Genomic DNA, 18,633 nt, shown 5'->3' with positions numbered 1-18,633 from the left:
AATCTCAGCGTAATGGCCAGCAAAAAAACTTATCCCGGAATAACAGCCAGGAACAGCCAGCACAGCCCTTTCCAACTGGGTGCGACTCGCGGTTCGCCTTGCTTGGTTGAAACTCGATCCGTCCTAGGACGCCGGAACAGGCTCGTTGAGCAACGGCACCAGGTTGGCGTTCAGATCTTCCAGGTCGAAAGAGGCCGCCTTGGCATAGCGAATACGGCCACTGCGATCGATGATATAGTTGGTCGGCACCGCCTTGATCTGGCCATAGGGGCCGGAGATTTTCCGCACCGCCGGCATCTTCATCATCGCGAAGACCTTCTTCAGCTGATAGATTGGCAGGGATCCCTCGGTCGTTACCGCAAAAACCTTCAGTCCATTCTTCTGCTGCAATTCATAATAGCGATCGAGCAGTGGCAGCTCTTCCCGGCAAGGCGCGCACCAGGTGGCCCAGAAATTCAGCACGACGACGTTGCCGCGCAATTGATCCAGCGTGACCTTCGACCCATCGACCAAGGTGATTTCGAATGGCGGGGCCATGTCGCCGACCTTGGGAATTTTTGCGCCGACCAGAGCGAGCGCCATTACCCCAAGTCCCAACGCTTTGAACAACCCCCGCACGCGCTTCGTCATGTGACCATCCCCTGTCACCGAAAAGAATGTGTTGTGTTCCGTGACGCGTCAAGCACCGCTCGGCTCACCGCACATTGCCCCGCAGCGCTTGCCCCGCTAACAGCCGCGCCAGCACATTCGTATCGTATAGGGGATTATGATGACGCCGATCGTGAAGGCTATTCTCGACAAATATGAATCGGACAATCCCGGCGTTAAGGCGAACCTCGCGCGCATCCTGATGCAGGGCAAGCTCGGCGGCACGGGCAAGCTGATCATCCTGCCGGTCGACCAGGGTTTCGAACATGGCCCGGCGCGCAGCTTCTCGGTCAATCCCGCTGCCTATGATCCGCACTACCATTATCAGCTCGCGATCGATGCCGGCCTGTCGGCCTATGCCGCGCCGCTCGGCATGCTCGAGGCGGGCGCTGCGACCTTCGCCGGCCAGATCCCGACCATCCTGAAGGTCAACAGCTCGAATAGCTGGGCGACCGGCGCCAACCAGGCGGTGACCGCCGGCGTCGAGGATGCGGTGCGGCTTGGCTGCTCCGCGATCGGCTTCACCATATATCCCGGCTCGGACGATCTGTTCGACATGATCGGCCAGATCCGCGAACTCTCCGCCGAGGCCAAGTCGGTAGGCATCGCCACCGTCATCTGGTCCTATCCACGCGGCGGCGCGCTGCCCAAGTCGGGCGAGCTCGCGCTCGATGTCGGCGCCTATGCCGCGCATATGGCGGCGTTGCTCGGCGCACACATCATCAAGGTGAAGCTGCCGAGCGACCATATCGAGCAGAAGGAAGCCAAGCCGATGTATGAGGGCACCGACTGGTCGAAACAGTCGGACCGGGTGCGCCATGTCGTGCAGTCGAGCTTTGCCGGCCGCCGCATCGTGGTCTTCTCGGGTGGCGCCGCCAAGGGTGCCGATGCGGTCTATCAGGACGCGCGCGACATTCGCGACGGCGGCGGCAATGGCTCGATCATTGGCCGCAACACCTTCCAGCGCGAGCGTGGCGAAGCGCTGGCGATGCTCGAAAAGCTGGTGCGCATCTACAAGGGCGAAGAGTGAGTGACGACATGATCGTCAGGCGGCGCACCTTGCTGGGCGCCGCCATGGCGATCGCTGCGGTCGGCGCGTCGTCGCCGGCGATAGCATTTGGGGGCGCTTTGGAGGGGGCCATGGAAGAAACCGCAAAAGGCGAACCCTATGGTATGATCGCCCGGATATTGGCCAAGCCCGGTCAGCGCGCTGCACTCGCCGTGCTGCTGAGCGCCGGCACCGACATGATGCCCGGTTGCCTGAGCTATGTGGTGGCCGAGGATCTTGCCAATCCCGATGCACTCTGGGTGACCGAGGCGTGGGAGAGCAAGGCGGCGCATGGCGCGTCCTTGTCCCTGCCGGCGGTGCGGGAGGCGATTTCCAAGGCACAGCCTTTGATCGCCGGTTTCGACAGCATTGCGGAGACGCGGCCGATCGGCGGCGTGCCCGTCGCGCAAGAATGAGCGATCTCGCCTGGACCCGTGTCGATGAGTATATCGCGGCTTACCTGCTCGGTCCCGACGACGCGCTGGACGCTGCATTGGATGCCAATGAAGCCGGCGGGTTGCCGCCGATCGACGTGTCGGCGACGCAAGGGAAGCTGCTCCATCTGCTGGCACGCATCGCCGGCGCGCGCCGCATTCTCGAGGTCGGTACGCTCGGGGGGTATTCCACCATCTGGCTGGCGCGCGCACTGCCCGAGGATGGCCGGCTCGTGACGCTGGAGCTCGATCCGCATCATGCCGAGGTGGCGCGGGCCAACATTGCCGGAGCCGGGCTGGCGGACAAGGTCGATATCCGCGTCGGCGCGGCAGAGGACACGCTCAATGCAATGACCGCAGCGGATGAAGGGCCGTTCGACTTCGTCTTCATCGACGCCGACAAGCCCGGCAACGTCGCTTATCTCCGCGCCGCGATCGCGCTGTCGCGGCCGGGCGCAACGATCATCGTCGACAATGTCGTACGCGAGGGCGGGGTGCTTGAGGCCGCTAGTGACGATCCGCGGATTCAGGGAACGCGTGCCCTGTTCGAGGCTGTCGCCGCCGAGCCGCGGCTGAGCGCCACGGCAGTTCAGACGGTCGGCACGAAGAAATGGGACGGTTTTCTGATCGCCGTGCTAGGGGCGCCGGCATGACTGACATAGACCCTCTCGGCCCGCTCGACCCGAATTTCGCCGCACGCTTCACGCGCGATATCCGGCGCCCTCCATGCCAGCTCTATCTGATCTCGCCGCTCGATGTCGGCGGCACTTTCCCTGATCGCCTGGCGCGCGCGCTTGAGGCCGGGCCGGTGGCGGCATTCCAGTTCCGCGTGAAGGATGTGGACCAGCACGAGGCAACACGGCTCGGCGAGCCGCTGCGCGCGATCTGCGCCGCGCATGATGTGGCGTTCATCGTCAATGACAGCATCTCACTTGCCAAAAGGCTGGAAGCGGACGGCGTGCATCTCGGTCAGGAGGATGGCGACCCGCGTGAAGCGCGTTCGGTGCTAGGCCCCAATGCGCAGATCGGCGTGACCTGCCATGACAGCCGCCACCTGGCGATGGAAGCGGGTGAGGCCGGTGCCGATTATGTCGCGTTCGGCGCTTTCTACCCGACCACGACCAAGGCTGTCAGCCATGTGCCAGATCCAGTAATTCTGAGCTGGTGGGCGACCGTATTCGAAGTGCCGTGCGTCGCGATCGGCGGGATCACCCCCGCCAATGCCGCGCCGTTGATTGCCGCCGGCGCGGATTTCCTTGCCGTATCGCACGCCGTCTGGGGTGGGGACGAAGCGGCGGCAGTCAAGGCGTTCGGGGCCGTGCTGGGATGAGCGGGACGTTCAACGGCGGCTGTGAGTGCGGCGCGACGCGCTACCGCATGCACGGCGACCCGATCATGACCAATTGCTGCCATTGCCGCGACTGCCAGCGCATCACCGGGTCGGCTTTCGCGATCAACGCCATGACGGAAACCGATCGGATCGAGATACTCCAGGGCGAACCGCTCGTGCGAAGCCTGGAGCGCGAAGGGGCGGGCGATACGCGGGCTTGGCGTTGTGGCGTATGCGATACGCTGTTGTATGCCGATCATCCGATGTTCGGGGACAAGGCACGCTTCGTTCGCGCCGGGACGCTTGATCAGGGCGAGCTCCTCACACCTGATGCGCATTACTTCATCCGGTCGAAATATCCCTGGGTCACGATCCCGGTGGGGGTGGCGCAATTCTCAACGCTTCCGGAAGATGGCACTGGCGTCGATCTGGGCGAGCTGCGAACCGCTCGGCTGATGGCGACTTTGGTCGAGTCGCCGCACTAGGCGCTTACCAGTGGCGCACGCGTCCGGTATCGACATGGACGAAGCCGTCGCGTGGATAATAGCCGACACCGCCGCCGCCCAGCGCCATTGCCGCGCCGCGCAGTCGCTCAAGCGACACGCCCGGAATCATGATGTCGCTCGCCTTGCCGAGCATATGCTGGCTCTGGTTCGCTACGCCGGTATGTTCGCCGCCCCTCGCGCGAAGCGCTGCATTGGTCTTGGGTGAGCGATAGCCGGAGATCAGGTCGATCTTGCGCGATCCCGAGACGTCGAGCTTCTCGCGCAACTGCACCAGCAGCGACAATAATTGTGGGTCCATGTGAAACATCTCGCCGGTGCGCCAGTCGCGCAGGCCATGATTCAGTTCGGCCAAGCCTTCCGGCACCAGGCGCCCGGACCGGACGAAAACGGCATCGACGCTTTCATTGGTATGGACATTGCGAAGCGCGAGTCGCCATTCGTCGCTCGCGGCGAACGCCGGGAACGGCATCATCAGCGTGGCGCCACCGGCAACCGCCCCGCGAATCAGTGCGCGGCGTGACAGGACAGGTGTAACGGGATGCTCCAGGCCGGAAACATGCCCCCCAATCATCGTTGTCTCCATGAAGCAAGATGTAGGAGATTGAAACGGTGAGGAAAATCGCGACCGCAGCAGCTTGTCTGGCAATAGTCTCCATTGGTCCCGTTGGCGCAATGGGGCAGGGAACAAAACCCGCGGTGAAGCCAGCGCTCGATCGCTCGATTCTTCATGCCCAGGTCATTCTCGACCATCTCGGCTTTTCCCCGGGCGTGCTTGACGGCCGGGCAGGCAAGTCGCTCGCCGCTGCCCTGAAAGGGTTTCAGGAATCGCGCAACCTGAAGAAGACCGGTGCGCTGGATCGTGCGACGATGCGTGCGCTGCATCCGTTCCGCGGACTGCGTCCGACCAAGAATCTGTCGCTTGAGCCGGAAACGCTGGAGGGGCCATTTGTCGATCCCATGCCAAAGGATCCGGCTGAACAGGCCAAACTGCCCGCGTTGGGATATCGCTCGGCGCTGGAGAAGTTGAGCGAGATGTTCCACACCACGCCAGAAGTGCTGGTAGAGCTTAACGGTCCGACCGCCAGCCTCACGCCGGGATCGGCATTGGTGGTGCCCAATGCTTTGCCGGTATCGCGTAACTATGACCCGAAACTGCCGGCTGACTGGCGCAAGACGCTCTCCGACCTGAATGTCGACGCCAACCAGCCGCAGGGCGTGAAAGTGGTGGTCGACAAATCCGATCAGGTGCTGCGCGTGCTCGACAAGGACGGCAAGCTGGTCGGCCAGTTCATGGCGACGATGGGCAGCAGCAACGATCCGCTGCCGATCGGCAAATGGACGATCAAGGGCGCATCCTATAATCCACCCTTCCATTATAATCCGAAGCTGTTCTGGGATGCCGATAGCAGTGACAAGGCGGCAAGACTGCCGCCGGGGCCGAATGGTCCGGTCGGGGTGATCTGGCTCGATCTGTCCAAGCCGCATTACGGCATTCACGGCACGCCCGAGCCGAGTACGGTCGGCCGGGCGGAAAGCCATGGCTGTATTCGCCTGACCAATTGGGACGCGGCGCGGCTGTCGCTGATGATCAAGCCGGGCACGCCGGCGGTGTTCCAGCCCTGAGCGGCTTGCGCAAATTGGGCTATGGCCTGCTGGCTGCCCTTGCCGCGCTGATCGGCATTTGGGTGGCACTGCTGGTCTTTTTACCAGATGCGCCGGCCGGGGTCGCGCCGCATGGAGCTGTGTCGCGCGCAGTGGCGAAAGCCACGCCCGCCGCACCGACGGATATGGGGCATGCGGCGCTCGCCATGCCCGTCACGAGTGTTCCGCGCGAGCAGTTGCGCGACAATTGGGGAGATCCGCGCGACAATGGCCTGCGCGCGCATCATGGGACCGACATCATGGCGCCGGCCAACACGCCGGTGATCGCCGCTGCGCCAGGTACAGTAGAGAAACTTTGGAGCAGCGCGGCGGGCGGCACGACGATCTATGTGCGTTCGCCGCAGCGCAACTGGACCTATTATTATGCCCATCTTTCAGGGTACGCGCCGGGTCTGCATGAGGGACAGGTGGTGAAGACCGGCGACCCGCTCGGCTTCGTCGGCGACACCGGCAATGCAGGGGCAGGCAATTATCACCTGCATTTCGGCCTGACCCGCACGACGCCCGAACAACATTGGTACGAGGGGCAGGATGTCGATCCCTACCCATACCTTGCCGGAAAGCCCTCCTCCCGCTAAAGGCCGCCCCTTCGCTCTTTCCAGCTTGCAGGTTTCCCATGAAGATCAACGCGGTCGAGATTCGTCCCGGCAATATCCTCGAATTCGAAGGCGGCATCTGGAAGACCGTCAAGATCCAGCATACCCAGCCGGGCAAGGGCGGGGCCTATATGCAGGTCGAGATGAAGAATCTGATCGACGGCCGCAAGAACAATGTCCGCTTCCGTTCTGCCGAGAGCGTTGAGCGCGTGCGCCTCGACACGGTCGATTTCCAGTTCCTTTTCCGTGAAGGCGACACGCTGACCTTCATGGACAAGAATAATTACGAGCAGATCACGCTTGATGCTGACATCCTCGGCGATGCCGCTGCGTTCCTGCAGGACGGCATGGATGTCGTGATGGAATTGTGGGAAGAGCGCCCGATCTCGGTACAACTGCCCGATACGATCGAAGCGCTGATCGTCGAGGCCGACGCAGTGGTGAAGGGGCAGACCGCATCGTCGTCCTACAAGCCCGCGATCCTCGAAAACGGCGTACGTGTGATGGTCCCGCCGCATATCGGTGCCGGCACGCGTATCGTCGTCGATGTGTACGAGCAGACCTACGTAAGACGGGCCGACTGAATTAACGCCCGCCTGCCTGAGGAACGAGGAGGGGGCTGCCCCATCGTTGCTCGCGTGACACACACTTACCCGATCCCTCCCGCATGCGAGAGGGGAGGAGAATGACATGGTTTCCCATTCCGGCCTGATGACTGTCATGGATCGCGCCGCGCGCAAGGCGGGGCCGCGGCTGCGCCGTGACTTCAACGAGGTCCAGCAGCTCCAGGTCAGCCGCAAGGGCCCGGCCGATTTCGTGACGATGGCCGATCAGCGCGCCGAGCAGACCTTGTTCGAAGAGTTGTCGCGCGGCCGCCCGGATTGGGGTTTCCTGATGGAGGAACGCGGCGAGGTTGCCGGCGACCCCAACAAGCCTCGCTTCATCGTCGATCCGCTCGATGGCACGACCAACTTCCTGCATGGCATTCCGCATTTCGCGATCTCGATCGCAGTTGAGGAAACCCTGCCCAACGGCAAGCGCGAGGTCACTTCGGCGCTGGTCTATCAGCCGCTGACCGACGAAGCCTTCTGGGCCGAAAAGGGCCGGGGCGCCTGGGTCCAGTCCGAACGGCTGCGCGTATCTGCGCGGCGTGACCTGGCCGACTCGCTGATCGCGACCGGCATTCCGTTCCTGGGCCATGGCAATTTCGCCGAATGGAGCCGCATCTTCGGTGCGATCGCACCCGAAGTGGCCGGCATCCGTCGCCTCGGCGCGGCCTCGCTCGATCTTGCCTGGGTCGCGGCCGGGCGGTTCGATGGCTTCTGGGAATCGAACCTGCAGCATTGGGACACGGCGGCCGGCATGCTGCTGATCAAGGAAGCGGGCGGCTTCGTCACCGACTTTCGCGGCGGTGAGAAGATGGTCGAGCGCAGCGAATATCTCGCGGCAAACGACGTGCTGCAATCGAAGCTGCACAAGCTGCTCGCCGGGGCGTTGCGCTAGGCATTTGGCTCGCCGATTGCGCGGCTATTTGCGAGTCATTCTCACCCGTCAAAGCCTTGCCCGGTAACGGCCATCGGCCTAAAGCCGCGGCATCTGTTCGCACATGCGAGATGCCCTTTGTTCGACCTGTCGCAATATCTGCCGATCCTGCTGTTCCTGGGCGTAGCCATCGTCCTGTCCAGCGCGTTCGTGTTCCTGCCGATGATCGCATCGCGCTTCACCGGGTCGCACAAGCCGACCGCCGAGAAGCTGACCGAGTATGAATGCGGCTTCCCCGCGTTCGAGGATCCGCGCAGCCAGTTCGACGTGCGCTTCTATCTCGTCGCGATCCTGTTCATCATCTTCGATCTCGAAGCCGCGTTTCTCTACCCCTGGGCGGTGAGCGTGTTCAGCCTCGGGTGGACCGCGTGGATCTCGATGATGATCTTCATCGCGGAGCTTGCGCTCGGCCTTGTCTATGCCTGGAAGAAGGGAGCGCTGGAATGGGAGTAGAACTCACTGTGCCGCCGCCCGCCGGCACCTTGCCCGATGTCTCGTTCCTCAACGACATCAACGGCGAGCTCAACGACAAGGGATTCCTGGTTACCTCGACCGAAGATCTGTTCCAATGGGCGCGTACCGGGTCGCTATGGTGGATGACCTTCGGGCTTGCCTGCTGCGCGGTCGAGATGATCCATGTGAACATGCCGCGCTACGATCTGGAGCGTTTCGGCGCCGCGCCGCGCGCCAGCCCGCGCCAATCCGACGTGATGATCGTGGCGGGCACGCTGTGCAACAAGATGGCCCCGGCGCTGCGCAAGGTCTATGATCAGATGTCGGAGCCGAAATACGTCATCTCGATGGGCTCGTGCGCCAATGGCGGCGGCTATTATCATTATAGCTATAGCGTGGTGCGCGGTTGCGACCGGATCGTGCCGGTGGACATCTATGTCCCGGGTTGCCCGCCGACTGCCGAGGCCTTGCTCTATGGCATCATGCAACTGCAGCGGAAGATCCGCCGTTCCGGAACCATCGAACGGTGAGGGCGCCCGCACCGGCTTACGCCGCGAATGACGGCATCATCGACTCCGCTGGCGCAGTACTCGGGGCGGCTCTGCTGTCGTCGCTCGATGCGGTCGGCGAAGTCGCGCTCCATGTCGATCGCGTCTCGCTGGTCGAGACGATGGTCGCGCTGCGCGACACGCCCGGCCTCGAATATCAGCAGCTGATGGAAATCGCCGGCGTCGATTATCCGGATCGCGAAGATCGGTTCGAGGTGGTCTATTGTCTGCTCTCGCTGACGCGCAATCACCGCATCCGCGTGCATGTGCAGACCGACGAGGAAAAGCCGGTGCCGTCGGTGACGGGCATCTGGCCGGTCGCGGGCTGGCTCGAGCGCGAAGTGTACGACATGTACGGCGTGCTGTTCGAGGGGAATCCCGACCTGCGCCGCATCCTGACCGATTACGGTTTTCGCGGCCATCCGCAGCGCAAGGACTTCCCGCTCTCCGGGTTCGTCGAACTACGCTACTCCGAGGAAGCGAAGCGCGTCGTGTACGAGCCGGTGAAGCTCGCACAGGATTTCCGTACCTTCGACTTTACCTCGCCATGGGAGGGCGCCGAGTACATCCTGCCGGGCGATGAAAAGGCTGCACTGCCCGAAGCCAAGGGCGCGCCGACGCCGCTGAAGGCGGACGAGATCGTCAAGGCCGATGCGGCGAAGAGCGAAGCCACCGCACCGCCGCCCAAGCCGAAGACCACGGAATCGCCTGCGCAGACCGGCGCCGGCAAGGCCGAGCCTGATGCGACGCCCAAGCCCGCCGCTCCCGATCTGGTAAAGGCGCCGCGCAAGCCGCGCGCCAAGCCCGCCGCATCCGGTGATGCGCCTTCCAAGCCGCGTACGCGCAAGAAGCCGGATACGAACAATGGCTGATTATCTCGACGAGATCGAACGCCGCACGGATGCCGCTGATCCGACCTCCGGTGACGTGGAAATCCAGAACTATACGATCAATTTCGGCCCGCAGCATCCGGCCGCGCACGGCGTGCTGCGCCTGGTGATGGAGCTTGACGGCGAGATCGTCGAGCGGGTCGATCCGCATGTCGGCCTGCTCCATCGCGGCACCGAGAAGCTGATCGAGTACAAGACCTACACCCAGGCCTTGCCCTATTTCGACCGGCTCGATTACTGCTCGCCCCTCTGCATGGAGCACAGCTTCGTGCTCGCGATCGAGAAGCTGCTCGACCTCGAAGTGCCGATCCGCGCGCAATACCTTCGCGTCTTCTTCGCTGAACTGACGCGCATCTCGAACCATATGCTCAACCTGGGTTCGCACGTCATGGACGTCGGCGCGATGACGCCTAACCTGTGGCTGTTCGAGATTCGCGAAGACTGTATGAACTTCTTCGAGCGTGTGTCCGGCGCGCGCATGCATTCGGCCTATTTCCGGCCCGGCGGCGTGCATCAGGATACGCCGCTCAAGCTGCTGACCGATATCGCCGACTGGCTCGACACGCGCTTGCCGCGTTTGTTCGAGGATGCGATCAGCCTGGTCGCAGACAACCGCATCTTCAAGCAGCGCAATGTCGATATCGCCACGGTCAGCCGTGACGATGCGGTGAAATGGGGCTTTTCCGGCCCGATGATCCGTGGTTCGGGCATTCCCTGGGATCTGCGCAAGTCGCAGCCATATGACGTCTATGCCAAGATGAACTTCGACGTGCCGGTCGGCACGCGTGGCGATTGCTATGACCGTTTCATGGTGCGCGTCGAGGAAGTGCGTCAGTCGGCACGGATCATGAAGCAGTGCCTGAACGAGATGCCCGACGGCCCGATCGCGTCGCTCGACCGCAAGGTCGTGCCGCCCAAGCGCGCCGAGATGAAGCGCTCTATGGAAGCGCTGATCCACCACTTCAAGCTCTATACCGAAGGCTTCCATGTACCGGCGGGTGACGTCTATGTCGCGACCGAAAGCCCCAAGGGTGAGTTCGGCGTGTATCTGGTCGCCGACGGCAGCAACAAGCCGTATCGCTGCAAGATCCGCCCGACCGCGTTCAGCCATCTCCAGGCGATGGACTTCATGGCCAAGGGGCACATGCTCGCCGACACCACCGCCATTCTCGGCGCGATGGATATCGTGTTCGGGGAGTGCGATCGGTGATCGCCGGCAGCGTGAATAATTGGAATGCGTTGGTGCTGACGGCTTGTCTGTCATTCACTCTTTTATGTGTGCTCGTTGTCTCTGAGGTTATTGTCATGTCCCGTTGGGGAATGTGGGTTGTCGGTGCCATAGGCGTCTTCAGCCTCGCAACTTTTGGCAAGGGCCTTTACGCACGCCGAGCAATCGAGCCGACCGGAGCCGTTAATGGCTGAAGCACCTAAAATCCCTGACGAAGCCGAAACCCGCGCGCGCTGGGGCGCGTTCGCGTGGACCGACGAAAACCAGAAAAAGGCGAACGAGATCCTCGGTCGCTATCCCAAGGGGCGCGAGCAATCGGCGTCGCTGCCGTTGCTCGATCTCGCCCAGCGCCAGGTCGGTGCGGAAACGCAGACCCAGGGCTGGCTGCCGGTCCCGGTGATCGAGTTCGTCGCGCGCGTGATCGGCGTGCCCTATATGCGCGTCTATGAGGTCGCGACCTTCTACACCATGTTCAACATGGCGCCGGTCGGCCGCTATCATGTCCAGGTGTGCGGTACGACGCCGTGCATGCTCGCCGGATCGGACGATGTCCTGTCGGCGTGTAAGAATCATGGTCTGATCAAGGGCAAGACCACACCCGATGGCCTGTTCACTCTGACTGAGGTCGAATGCCTCGGCACCTGCGCCAATGCGCCGATGGTGCAGATCAACGACGATAATTACGAAGATCTCGATTACGACCGCACCACCGCGATCCTTGATGCATTGGCAGCGGGCAAGACGCCGCCGCCGGGATCGAGCACCGGGCGCAAGAGCAGCGAGCCCGCCGGCGGGCCGACCTCACTCAAGGCGATGGTCGACGAGAATCACGATTATCGGGGAGAATGGTGATGAACAAGAATACGCTCATCACCATTCTCGCGATCATCGGCGGCATTGTCGTGCTCGGCTGGGCGCTCAAGCTGACCTTCAAGCTGCTTGGCCTGTTGATCGTCATCGGCATCGGCCTGGTAATCTATTTCGGCGCGCAAAAGATGCTGGGAGGACCGAAGTGAACATTGGTCTGAACATCGCTCTGGTGACCGGACTGGGCATTTCGCTGACCATGGCCGCAGTCGCGCTGTGGTTCATCGTATCCGCTCGCCGCAATCGGAAGGGCGAAAAATAATGCTCGCCGACAAGGATCGCATCTTCACCAATGTCTACGGTTTTCAGCCGTGGAACCTTGCCGCCGCGCAGAAGCGCGGCGACTGGGATAATACCAAGGCGCTGATGGCCATCGGCCAGGATGCGATCATCGACAAGGTGAAGGCATCTGGCCTGCGCGGCCGTGGTGGCGCGGGCTTCCCGACCGGCATGAAGTGGAGCTTCATGCCCAAGGAACCCAAGCCTGACCGGCCGAACTTCCTGGTCATCAATGCCGATGAATCCGAACCCGGGTCGTGCAAGGACCGCGAGATCATCCGCCACGATCCGCACAAGCTGATCGAGGGTGCGCTCATCGCCGGCTTTGCGATGCGCGCGCGCGCCGCGTACATCTATATTCGCGGCGAATATATCCGTGAGGCGGAGACACTCTTCGCCGCCGTCGCCGAGGCGTATGACAAAGGGCTGCTCGGCAAGAATGCCTGCGGGTCAGGCTATGATTTCGACGTGTTCGTCCATCGCGGCGCCGGTGCCTATATCTGCGGCGAAGAGACCGCGATGCTCGAAAGCCTGGAGGGCAAGAAGGGCCAGCCGCGTCTCAAGCCGCCGTTCCCGGCCGGTGCCGGCCTGTATGGCTGCCCGACCACGGTCAACAATGTCGAATCGATCGCGGTCGTCCCGACGATCCTGCGTCGCGGGCCGGAATGGTTCGCCAGCTTTGGCCGCGAGAAGAACGAGGGCACCAAGCTCTTCCAGATCAGCGGCCATGTGAACAAGCCGTGCGTCGTCGAAGAGGCGATGAGCATCTCGTTCCGCGAACTGATCGAAGTGCATTGCGGCGGTATTCGCGGCGGCTGGGACAATCTGCTCGCGGTGATTCCGGGCGGTTCGTCGGTACCGCTGGTGCCGGCGGCGGAGATCATGGACGCGCCGATGGATTTCGACGGGCTCAAGGCGCTCGGCTCGGGCCTCGGCACCGCGGCGGTGATCGTCATGGATAAATCGACCGACATCGTCCGCGCGATCAGCCGCCTGAGCTATTTCTACAAGCATGAGAGCTGTGGCCAGTGCACGCCATGCCGCGAAGGCACTGGCTGGATGTGGCGCGTGATGGAGCGGATGCGCACTGGCGATGCCGATGTATCGGAAATCGACACGCTCTATCAGGTGACCAAGCAGATCGAAGGCCATACCATCTGCGCGCTCGGTGACGCTGCTGCCTGGCCGATCCAGGGCCTGATCAAGCATTTCCGCCCCGAAATGGAGCGGCGGATCATCGAAAAGCAGGGCGGCGGATTATCGCCGATGATGGAGGCGGCGGAATGATGTTCCGAGGCGTTGGCGTGGCCTGCCTGGCAATCGGGATGACCGTTCCTGCCGCAGCGGAAACGCGCGAACATGGCACGCAAGCCTCGATCAGGGCGGCGCAGGAGTTTGCAGCTTGCTTGGTGGAGCGCCGCAGGGAGGATGCCCGGCTGTTTCTCGATACGACGACACCGGACGTTGCCGCGCGAGTTAGTCGCCCGCTGTTTCGCGAGGCGGACTGCCTCAACCTGCCCAATGCGACCGCGTTTACCGAGTCAATGAAGGTGCAGTCGCCGGCTGCGATCCAGCGGGGGTTGTTGGCAGAAGCGTTGATCAACGGAATGATAGATCAGCCGGTACCGGAAGCTCAGCCGCTCAGGGCCAATTATCGCAATCCGTGGTTTAAGGTGTCCGCGCGGGAACAGGCCGTCGACGAGATGGCTATATGCGTTGCCGCGACAAATCCGTCAGGCATTATGAAACTCGTCCGCGCCGAAGCGGAAAGCGCCGAAGAGCGGGCTGCGATTGCGAGCCTTTCGCCATCGCTTAATCCGTGCCTGGTAACCAACGCCAAATTGATCGCCAATCGGCAATCGCTGCGCGCGGCGCTTGCCGAAGCGCTGTATCACCGTATCGCAACGCCCGAGTTGTTGATGACAGCGGAAGCTGGTGACGATCGGCCGGCCCCGACATCGGCGGTGAGAAACTGATATGCCTAAACTTAAAGTAGACGGGATCGAGATCGAGGTCCCCGCCGGCGCCACTGTGCTGCAGGCGTGCGAAATCGCCGGTAAGGAAATCCCTCGTTTCTGTTATCACGAGCGGCTGAGCATCGCCGGCAATTGCCGCATGTGCTTGGTTGAGGTGAAGCCTGGTCCGCCCAAGCCGCAGGCGTCGTGCGCCTTGCCGGCGGCGGACAATCAGGAAGTCTTCACCAATTCCCCGATGGTCAAGAATGCGCGCGAAGGCGTGATGGAATTCCTGCTCATCAACCATCCGCTCGATTGCCCGATCTGCGATCAGGGTGGCGAGTGCGATCTGCAGGATCAGTCGGTCGCTTATGGCCGCGGCCAGTCTCGCTATGACGAGAACAAGCGCGCCGTGACCGAGAAATATATGGGGCCGATCGTCAAGACGGTGATGACGCGCTGCATTCAGTGCACGCGCTGCATCCGTTTTGCCGAGGAAGTCGCCGGGGTCGAGGAAATCGGCGCGATCGGTCGCGGCGAGGACATGCAGATCACGTCATATCTCGAAAGCGCGGTGACCAGCGAGCTGTCCGGCAATGTCGTCGATCTCTGCCCGGTCGGTGCGTTGACCTCCAAGCCCTACGCCTTCGAAGCGCGGCCATGGGAGTTGAAAAAGACGCTGACCATCGACGTGATGGACGCGGTTGGCACCAATATCCGCCTCGACAGCCGTGGCCGTCAGGTGCTGCGCGCGCTCCCCGTGATCAACGAGGACGTCAATGAGGAATGGGCGAGCGACAAGACGCGCCATGCCGTTGACGGCCTGGTGCGCGGCCGGCTCGACCGGCCCTATGTGCGGACCAATGGTAAGCTGGTGCCGGCAACCTGGGATGAAGCCTTTGGCGCCATTGCGGCGGTGAATGCCGGTTCGAGTGTCGCGGCCGTGCATGGCGACCTGGTCGATAGCGAGACGCTTTACGCTGCAAAGGCGCTGCTTGGCGCGATGGGCTCGACTTTGCTCGAAGGGCGGCAGACCGGCATGGCGTACGACGCCACATCGATGGCGGCGGTCAATTTCAACACCACGATAGCTGGCACCGAAGACGCTGATGTGATCCTGCTCGTCGGCACCAATTTGCGCTGGGAAGCGCCGTTGGTGAACACGCGTATCCGCAAGGCGATCAAGAAGGGCGCGAAGGTCTTCGCGATCGGACCGGAGACTGACCTGACCTACAAGGTCGAATGGCTCGGCAGCGACCTTACTTTGCTCGGCAAGCTGCCCAAGGCCGCCGCCGATGCGTTCAAGGATGCGGCCAAGCCGATGGTCATCGTCGGCGGCGCGGCACTCAAGGGCGGCCACGGCGCGGCGCTGGCGCTGGTCAAGAAGCTCAATCTCGTTCGCACCCTTGAAGGCGGCGGGGTGTGGAATGGCTTCAACGTCCTGCACATGGCGGCGAGCCGCATGGGTGGCCTGATGCTCGGTTGGGCGCAGAAGGGCGGCATCGCCGATATCGCTGCGGCCAAGCCAAAACTGGCGTTCTTCCTCGGCGCGGACGAGGTGGATTTCTCGGCCTTCGACAAGAGCTTCAAGGTCTATATCGGGCATCATGGCGACAAGGGCGCGGCGCATGCCGATGTGATCCTGCCGGGCGCCAGCTATGCCGAGAAATCCGGCACCTGGGTCAATCTCGAAGGCCGCGTGCAGCGCGGCGAGCGTGCGGTGTTCCCGCCAGGCGACGCGCGTGAGGATTGGACGATCCTGCGGGCCTTGTCGGCGGTGCTGGGCAAGACCTTGCCGTTCGACACGATCGAGCAACTGCGTGCGGCGATGGGCGCGGACACGCCCGATCTCGCGACGCTCGGCCTGCGCAGCTTTGGCTGGAACCCGCCGGCGCTCGAAGCCAAAGGCGAGGGTGAACTCACCGGCTATCCGATCAAGGATTTTTACCTGACCAACGCGATCTGCCGCGCGTCACCGACGATGCAGCGCTGCTCGGCCGAACTGGTCCATGGCCAGGAATTCGCGGAGGCGGCGGAGTGAAGGGCGTGAGTTTTAATTGTTCCCCGGCGGAGGCCGGGGGCCAGGCTCGGCGCGCAGCGCCGATCGCGCTGTCGCGCGAGTCTTTCCCGGGCTGGGCCCCGGCCTTCGCCGGGGAACCGAAACTATGACCGCGTTCTTCCAAAACTGGGTCGGCATGCCGTTCGAATGGGCGTGGTTCACCTCCACCATCGTCGGCATTCTCGTCATTGCGCTGCCGCTGATGCTGGCGGTGGCCATGATCATTTACGCCGATCGCAAGATCTGGGCTGCGATGGCATTGCGTCGCGGTCCCAACGTGGTCGGTCCGTTCGGCCTGTTGCAGAGCTTCGCCGACGGTCTGAAGGTCTTCCTGCAGGAAACCATCGTACCCACGGCCGCGAACAAGGGCCTGTTCCTGCTCGCACCGATCATCACCTTCACGGTCGCGCTGATCGTGTGGGCGGTGGTGCCGTTCCAGGTCGGGGTGATGCTGTCCGACATCAATGTCGGCCTGCTCTACGTTCTCGCGGCTTCGTCGCTCGGCGTTTACGGCATCATCCTGGCTGGTTGGTCGTCCAACTCCAAATATCCGTTCTTCTCGGCGATCCGCGCCGCGGCGCAGATGGTCAGCTATGAAGTCGCGATCGGCTTCGTGCTGATCTCGATCGTATTGTGGACCGGCAGCTTCAACCTGTCGGCGATCGTCGAGGCGCAGAAGGGGCTGTACGGCTTTGCCAACGGCTTCATCTTCAACCCGCTGCTCTTTCCGATGGCGATCGTGTTCTTCATCTCCTCGCTGGCGGAAACGCAACGCGCGCCGTTCGACCTGACCGAGGCGGAGAGCGAACTGGTCGCGGGTTACCAGACCGAATATTCGTCGATGAGCTTCGCGCTCTATTGGCTTGGCGAGTACGCCAACGTCATCCTCATGTGCACACTCAACGCGACCCTGTTCTGGGGCGGTTATCTCCCGCCGTTCGACTGGGCGCCGCTCTACTGGGTGCCGGGGATCATCTGGTTGTTCGCCAAGATTCTGTTCTTCTTCTTCCTGTTCAGCTGGGTGAAGGCGACCGTCCCGCGCTATCGCTATGACCAGCTGATGCGTCTGGGCTGGAAGATCTTCCTGCCGCTGTCGCTGTTCTGGGTATTTCTCGTGTCGGGCTTCCTGATGCTGACACGTGTTGGAGTTCCGTCATGAGCCTTGCTCAGATCATCAAATCCTACACCCTGTGGGAATTCCTCAAGGCGCATGCGCTGACCTTGCGGTATTTCTTCAAGGCGAAGGCGACGATCAACTATCCGTTCGAGAAGAACCCGCTGAGCCCACGCTTCCGCGGCGAGCATGCGCTGCGGCGTTACCCGAACGGCGAAGAACGCTGCATCGCATGCAAGCTGTGCGAGGCAGTGTGCCCGGCGCAGGCGATCACGATCGAGGCCGAACCACGCGAGGACGGCAGCCGCCGCACCACGCGATACGATATCGACATGACCAAGTGCATTTTCTGCGGCCTGTGCCAGGAAGCGTGCCCGGTCGATGCGGTGGTCGAAGGACCGAATTTCGAATATGCGACCGAAACGCGCGAGGAGCTGATCTACGACAAGGCGAAGCTGCTCGATAATGGCGATCGCTGGGAACGCGCGATTGCCGCGAACCTTGCCGCCGATGCACCGTACCGTTAAGCGCCAGCCGACTTAGAGGGGCCTCCCGATTCCGTGATCCAAGCAATCGCCTTTTACCTGTTCGCGACCCTCGTGATCGTCAGCGGCGCGCTGACCATCACCGCGCGTAACCCGGTCCACGCCGTGCTCTGGCTGATCTTCGCCTTTTTCAACGCGGCGGGGCTGATGGTGCTGGTCGGCGCCGAATTCATCGCGATGCTGCTGATCATCGTCTATGTCGGCGCGGTCGCGGTGCTCTTCCTGTTCGTCGTGATGATGCTCAACATCGATTTCGCCGAGCTGCGTGCCGGTTTCGCGCGCTATGCGGCGATCGGCGTGGTCTTCGCGATCGCACTCGCGGCGGAGATCATGGTGGCGTTCGGTGCGTGGAGCGCGGGCGCGATCGAGCTTGGCCGTCGCGCCGCGCCGATCGATCCCACCATCAACAATATCGAAGCGATCGGCCGGCTGCTCTACACGCGCTACCTTTTCGTGTTCGAAGGCGCTGGCCTGGTCCTGCTGGTCGCGATGATCGGGGCGATTGTCCTGACGCACCGCGAACGCGGCGGGGTGCGCGCGCAAAATGTGTCGCGCCAGAACGCTCGCCGTCCGCAGGATGCGACGCGCAATACGCAGCCCGGCGTCGGGCAGGGGGTGGAGCTGTGATCGGGCTGACGCATTATCTGGTGGTCGCGGCGATCCTGTTCGCCCTCGGCGTGCTGGGCATCATCGCCAACCGCAAGAACCTGATTGTCATGCTGATGGCGATCGAACTGATCCTGTTGTCGGTGAACATCAATTTCGTTGCCTTCTCGGCCTATCTTCACGATCTGGTCGGACAGGTGTTCGCGATGTTCGTGCTGACCGTCGCCGCGGGCGAAGCGGCGATCGGCCTGGCGATCCTGGTCATTTACTTCCGCGGACGCGGTACGATTTCGGTCGACGACGTCAACCGGATGAAGGGGTAA

24 protein-coding genes are annotated in these 18,633 nt (G+C 62.6%); 22 read left to right on the top strand and 2 right to left on the bottom strand.

Going from position 1 to position 18,633, the window contains the following annotated elements; genetic code table 11:
• Positions 1–123 precede the first annotated feature (123 nt).
• Entirely contained in the window at positions 124–630 is a 507-nt protein-coding gene (locus H3Z74_RS10850) for a TlpA family protein disulfide reductase (protein ID WP_390901746.1), read from the bottom strand.
• A gap of 139 nt (positions 631–769) precedes the next feature.
• Between H3Z74_RS10850 and H3Z74_RS10845 the strand changes: the two genes are divergently transcribed.
• The 5 genes from H3Z74_RS10845 to H3Z74_RS10825 are packed head-to-tail and all read left to right on the top strand — an operon-like array spanning position 770 to position 3,945.
• Positions 770–1,678 carry a class I fructose-bisphosphate aldolase gene (locus H3Z74_RS10845; protein WP_187763885.1) on the top strand — a complete coding sequence of 303 codons (909 nt, stop codon included), beginning with the start codon at positions 770–772 and terminating at the stop codon, positions 1,676–1,678.
• Positions 1,675–2,112 carry a putative quinol monooxygenase gene (locus tag H3Z74_RS10840; protein WP_229727025.1) on the top strand — a complete coding sequence of 146 codons (438 nt, stop codon included), beginning with the start codon at positions 1,675–1,677 and terminating at the stop codon, positions 2,110–2,112. Before H3Z74_RS10845 ends, H3Z74_RS10840 begins: the two co-directional genes overlap by 4 nt.
• Positions 2,109–2,783 carry an O-methyltransferase gene (locus tag H3Z74_RS10835; RefSeq protein ID WP_187763884.1) on the top strand — a complete coding sequence of 225 codons (675 nt, stop codon included), beginning with the start codon at positions 2,109–2,111 and terminating at the stop codon, positions 2,781–2,783. The genes H3Z74_RS10840 and H3Z74_RS10835 overlap by 4 nt, the downstream gene beginning before the upstream one ends.
• Positions 2,780–3,460, top strand: a complete 681-nt coding sequence (gene thiE / locus H3Z74_RS10830) for a thiamine phosphate synthase (RefSeq protein WP_187763883.1) — start codon at positions 2,780–2,782, stop codon at positions 3,458–3,460. Before H3Z74_RS10835 ends, thiE begins: the two co-directional genes overlap by 4 nt.
• Positions 3,457–3,945, top strand: coding sequence for a GFA family protein (locus tag H3Z74_RS10825; protein ID WP_187763882.1), 489 nt, complete (start codon positions 3,457–3,459; stop codon positions 3,943–3,945). The genes thiE and H3Z74_RS10825 overlap by 4 nt, the downstream gene beginning before the upstream one ends.
• A gap of 4 nt (positions 3,946–3,949) precedes the next feature.
• Here the strand turns inward: H3Z74_RS10825 and H3Z74_RS10820 are convergent, their stop codons facing one another.
• Entirely contained in the window at positions 3,950–4,537 is a 588-nt protein-coding gene (locus H3Z74_RS10820; protein ID WP_187763881.1) for a DUF882 domain-containing protein, read from the bottom strand.
• A 101-nt stretch (positions 4,538–4,638) separates the two neighbouring features.
• Here H3Z74_RS10820 and H3Z74_RS10815 point away from each other — a divergent pair, with 101 nt between their 5' ends.
• The 17 genes from H3Z74_RS10815 to nuoK all read left to right on the top strand — a co-directional run bounded on the left by H3Z74_RS10815 (position 4,639) and on the right by nuoK (position 18,633).
• Positions 4,639–5,589 (top strand): L,D-transpeptidase family protein, encoded by a 951-nt coding sequence (locus H3Z74_RS10815; protein ID WP_187763880.1) that lies wholly within the window; start codon positions 4,639–4,641, stop codon positions 5,587–5,589.
• Positions 5,590–5,594: 5 nt separating this feature from the next.
• Positions 5,595–6,206 carry a M23 family metallopeptidase gene (locus tag H3Z74_RS10810; protein ID WP_187763879.1) on the top strand — a complete coding sequence of 204 codons (612 nt, stop codon included), beginning with the start codon at positions 5,595–5,597 and terminating at the stop codon, positions 6,204–6,206.
• 38 nt (positions 6,207–6,244) lie between these two features.
• Complete coding sequence (gene efp, locus H3Z74_RS10805) at positions 6,245–6,808, top strand: elongation factor P (RefSeq protein WP_187763878.1); 564 nt, start codon at positions 6,245–6,247, stop codon at positions 6,806–6,808.
• A 106-nt stretch (positions 6,809–6,914) separates the two neighbouring features.
• Entirely contained in the window at positions 6,915–7,727 is an 813-nt protein-coding gene (locus tag H3Z74_RS10800) for an inositol monophosphatase family protein (RefSeq protein ID WP_187763876.1), read from the top strand.
• A 117-nt stretch (positions 7,728–7,844) separates the two neighbouring features.
• Positions 7,845–8,219 carry an NADH-quinone oxidoreductase subunit A gene (locus H3Z74_RS10795; RefSeq protein ID WP_187763875.1) on the top strand — a complete coding sequence of 125 codons (375 nt, stop codon included), beginning with the start codon at positions 7,845–7,847 and terminating at the stop codon, positions 8,217–8,219.
• Positions 8,210–8,749, top strand: a complete 540-nt coding sequence (locus H3Z74_RS10790) for a NuoB/complex I 20 kDa subunit family protein (RefSeq protein WP_187763874.1) — start codon at positions 8,210–8,212, stop codon at positions 8,747–8,749. Before H3Z74_RS10795 ends, H3Z74_RS10790 begins: the two co-directional genes overlap by 10 nt.
• Positions 8,746–9,639, top strand: coding sequence for an NADH-quinone oxidoreductase subunit C (locus tag H3Z74_RS10785; protein WP_187763872.1), 894 nt, complete (start codon positions 8,746–8,748; stop codon positions 9,637–9,639). The genes H3Z74_RS10790 and H3Z74_RS10785 overlap by 4 nt, the downstream gene beginning before the upstream one ends.
• Positions 9,632–10,867, top strand: a complete 1,236-nt coding sequence (locus H3Z74_RS10780; protein WP_187763870.1) for an NADH-quinone oxidoreductase subunit D — start codon at positions 9,632–9,634, stop codon at positions 10,865–10,867. Before H3Z74_RS10785 ends, H3Z74_RS10780 begins: the two co-directional genes overlap by 8 nt.
• Before the next feature lie 204 nt (positions 10,868–11,071).
• Positions 11,072–11,737: a complex I 24 kDa subunit family protein gene (locus H3Z74_RS10775; protein ID WP_187763869.1), complete on the top strand. Its 666-nt coding sequence runs from the start codon at positions 11,072–11,074 to the stop codon at positions 11,735–11,737.
• The gene (locus H3Z74_RS10770; RefSeq protein ID WP_187763868.1) at positions 11,737–11,901 is read left to right on the top strand and encodes a hypothetical protein; all 165 of its coding nucleotides are present in this window, start codon (positions 11,737–11,739) and stop codon (positions 11,899–11,901) included. Before H3Z74_RS10775 ends, H3Z74_RS10770 begins: the two co-directional genes overlap by 1 nt.
• Before the next feature lie 112 nt (positions 11,902–12,013).
• The gene (gene nuoF / locus H3Z74_RS10765) at positions 12,014–13,318 is read left to right on the top strand and encodes an NADH-quinone oxidoreductase subunit NuoF (RefSeq protein ID WP_187763866.1); all 1,305 of its coding nucleotides are present in this window, start codon (positions 12,014–12,016) and stop codon (positions 13,316–13,318) included.
• A gap of 38 nt (positions 13,319–13,356) precedes the next feature.
• A complete protein-coding gene (locus tag H3Z74_RS10760) occupies positions 13,357–14,007 on the top strand; it encodes a hypothetical protein (RefSeq protein ID WP_187763864.1) in 651 nt (216 codons plus the stop codon).
• A gap of 1 nt (position 14,008) precedes the next feature.
• Positions 14,009–16,027: an NADH-quinone oxidoreductase subunit NuoG gene (gene nuoG / locus H3Z74_RS10755; RefSeq protein ID WP_187763863.1), complete on the top strand. Its 2,019-nt coding sequence runs from the start codon at positions 14,009–14,011 to the stop codon at positions 16,025–16,027.
• A gap of 124 nt (positions 16,028–16,151) precedes the next feature.
• Positions 16,152–17,204, top strand: a complete 1,053-nt coding sequence (nuoH, locus tag H3Z74_RS10750; protein ID WP_187763861.1) for an NADH-quinone oxidoreductase subunit NuoH — start codon at positions 16,152–16,154, stop codon at positions 17,202–17,204.
• A complete protein-coding gene (gene nuoI, locus H3Z74_RS10745) occupies positions 17,201–17,686 on the top strand; it encodes an NADH-quinone oxidoreductase subunit NuoI (RefSeq protein ID WP_187763860.1) in 486 nt (161 codons plus the stop codon). The genes nuoH and nuoI overlap by 4 nt, the downstream gene beginning before the upstream one ends.
• Positions 17,687–17,719: 33 nt before the next feature.
• Positions 17,720–18,331, top strand: coding sequence for an NADH-quinone oxidoreductase subunit J (locus tag H3Z74_RS10740; RefSeq protein ID WP_187763858.1), 612 nt, complete (start codon positions 17,720–17,722; stop codon positions 18,329–18,331).
• Positions 18,328–18,633, top strand: a complete 306-nt coding sequence (gene nuoK, locus H3Z74_RS10735; protein ID WP_034161248.1) for an NADH-quinone oxidoreductase subunit NuoK — start codon at positions 18,328–18,330, stop codon at positions 18,631–18,633. Before H3Z74_RS10740 ends, nuoK begins: the two co-directional genes overlap by 4 nt.

The organism is Sphingomonas alpina (assembly GCF_014490665.1).
Classification (GTDB): Bacteria; Pseudomonadota; Alphaproteobacteria; order Sphingomonadales; family Sphingomonadaceae; genus Sphingomonas; species Sphingomonas alpina.
Note: the sequence above shows the minus strand (reverse complement) of the source record. Positions and strands in the feature narration are given on the sequence as shown.

Bases quoted from the DNA above. Each gene is read 5' to 3' on its own strand.
- H3Z74_RS10850 (WP_390901746.1), bottom strand. From the start codon at position 630: ATGACGAAGCGCGTGCGGGGGTTGTTCAAAGCGTTGGGACTTGGGGTA.
- H3Z74_RS10845 (WP_187763885.1), top strand. From the start codon at position 770: ATGACGCCGATCGTGAAGGCTATTCTCGACAAATATGAATCGGACAAT.
- H3Z74_RS10835 (WP_187763884.1), top strand. From the start codon at position 2,109: ATGAGCGATCTCGCCTGGACCCGTGTCGATGAGTATATCGCGGCTTAC.
- thiE (WP_187763883.1), top strand. From the start codon at position 2,780: ATGACTGACATAGACCCTCTCGGCCCGCTCGACCCGAATTTCGCCGCA.
- H3Z74_RS10825 (WP_187763882.1), top strand. From the start codon at position 3,457: ATGAGCGGGACGTTCAACGGCGGCTGTGAGTGCGGCGCGACGCGCTAC.
- H3Z74_RS10820 (WP_187763881.1), bottom strand. From the start codon at position 4,537: ATGATTGGGGGGCATGTTTCCGGCCTGGAGCATCCCGTTACACCTGTC.
- H3Z74_RS10815 (WP_187763880.1), top strand. From the start codon at position 4,639: ATGGGGCAGGGAACAAAACCCGCGGTGAAGCCAGCGCTCGATCGCTCG.
- efp (WP_187763878.1), top strand. From the start codon at position 6,245: ATGAAGATCAACGCGGTCGAGATTCGTCCCGGCAATATCCTCGAATTC.
- H3Z74_RS10800 (WP_187763876.1), top strand. From the start codon at position 6,915: ATGGTTTCCCATTCCGGCCTGATGACTGTCATGGATCGCGCCGCGCGC.
- H3Z74_RS10790 (WP_187763874.1), top strand. From the start codon at position 8,210: ATGGGAGTAGAACTCACTGTGCCGCCGCCCGCCGGCACCTTGCCCGAT.
- H3Z74_RS10780 (WP_187763870.1), top strand. From the start codon at position 9,632: ATGGCTGATTATCTCGACGAGATCGAACGCCGCACGGATGCCGCTGAT.
- H3Z74_RS10775 (WP_187763869.1), top strand. From the start codon at position 11,072: ATGGCTGAAGCACCTAAAATCCCTGACGAAGCCGAAACCCGCGCGCGC.
- H3Z74_RS10770 (WP_187763868.1), top strand. From the start codon at position 11,737: ATGAACAAGAATACGCTCATCACCATTCTCGCGATCATCGGCGGCATT.
- nuoF (WP_187763866.1), top strand. From the start codon at position 12,014: ATGCTCGCCGACAAGGATCGCATCTTCACCAATGTCTACGGTTTTCAG.
- H3Z74_RS10760 (WP_187763864.1), top strand. From the start codon at position 13,357: ATGACCGTTCCTGCCGCAGCGGAAACGCGCGAACATGGCACGCAAGCC.
- nuoG (WP_187763863.1), top strand. From the start codon at position 14,009: ATGCCTAAACTTAAAGTAGACGGGATCGAGATCGAGGTCCCCGCCGGC.
- nuoH (WP_187763861.1), top strand. From the start codon at position 16,152: ATGACCGCGTTCTTCCAAAACTGGGTCGGCATGCCGTTCGAATGGGCG.
- nuoI (WP_187763860.1), top strand. From the start codon at position 17,201: ATGAGCCTTGCTCAGATCATCAAATCCTACACCCTGTGGGAATTCCTC.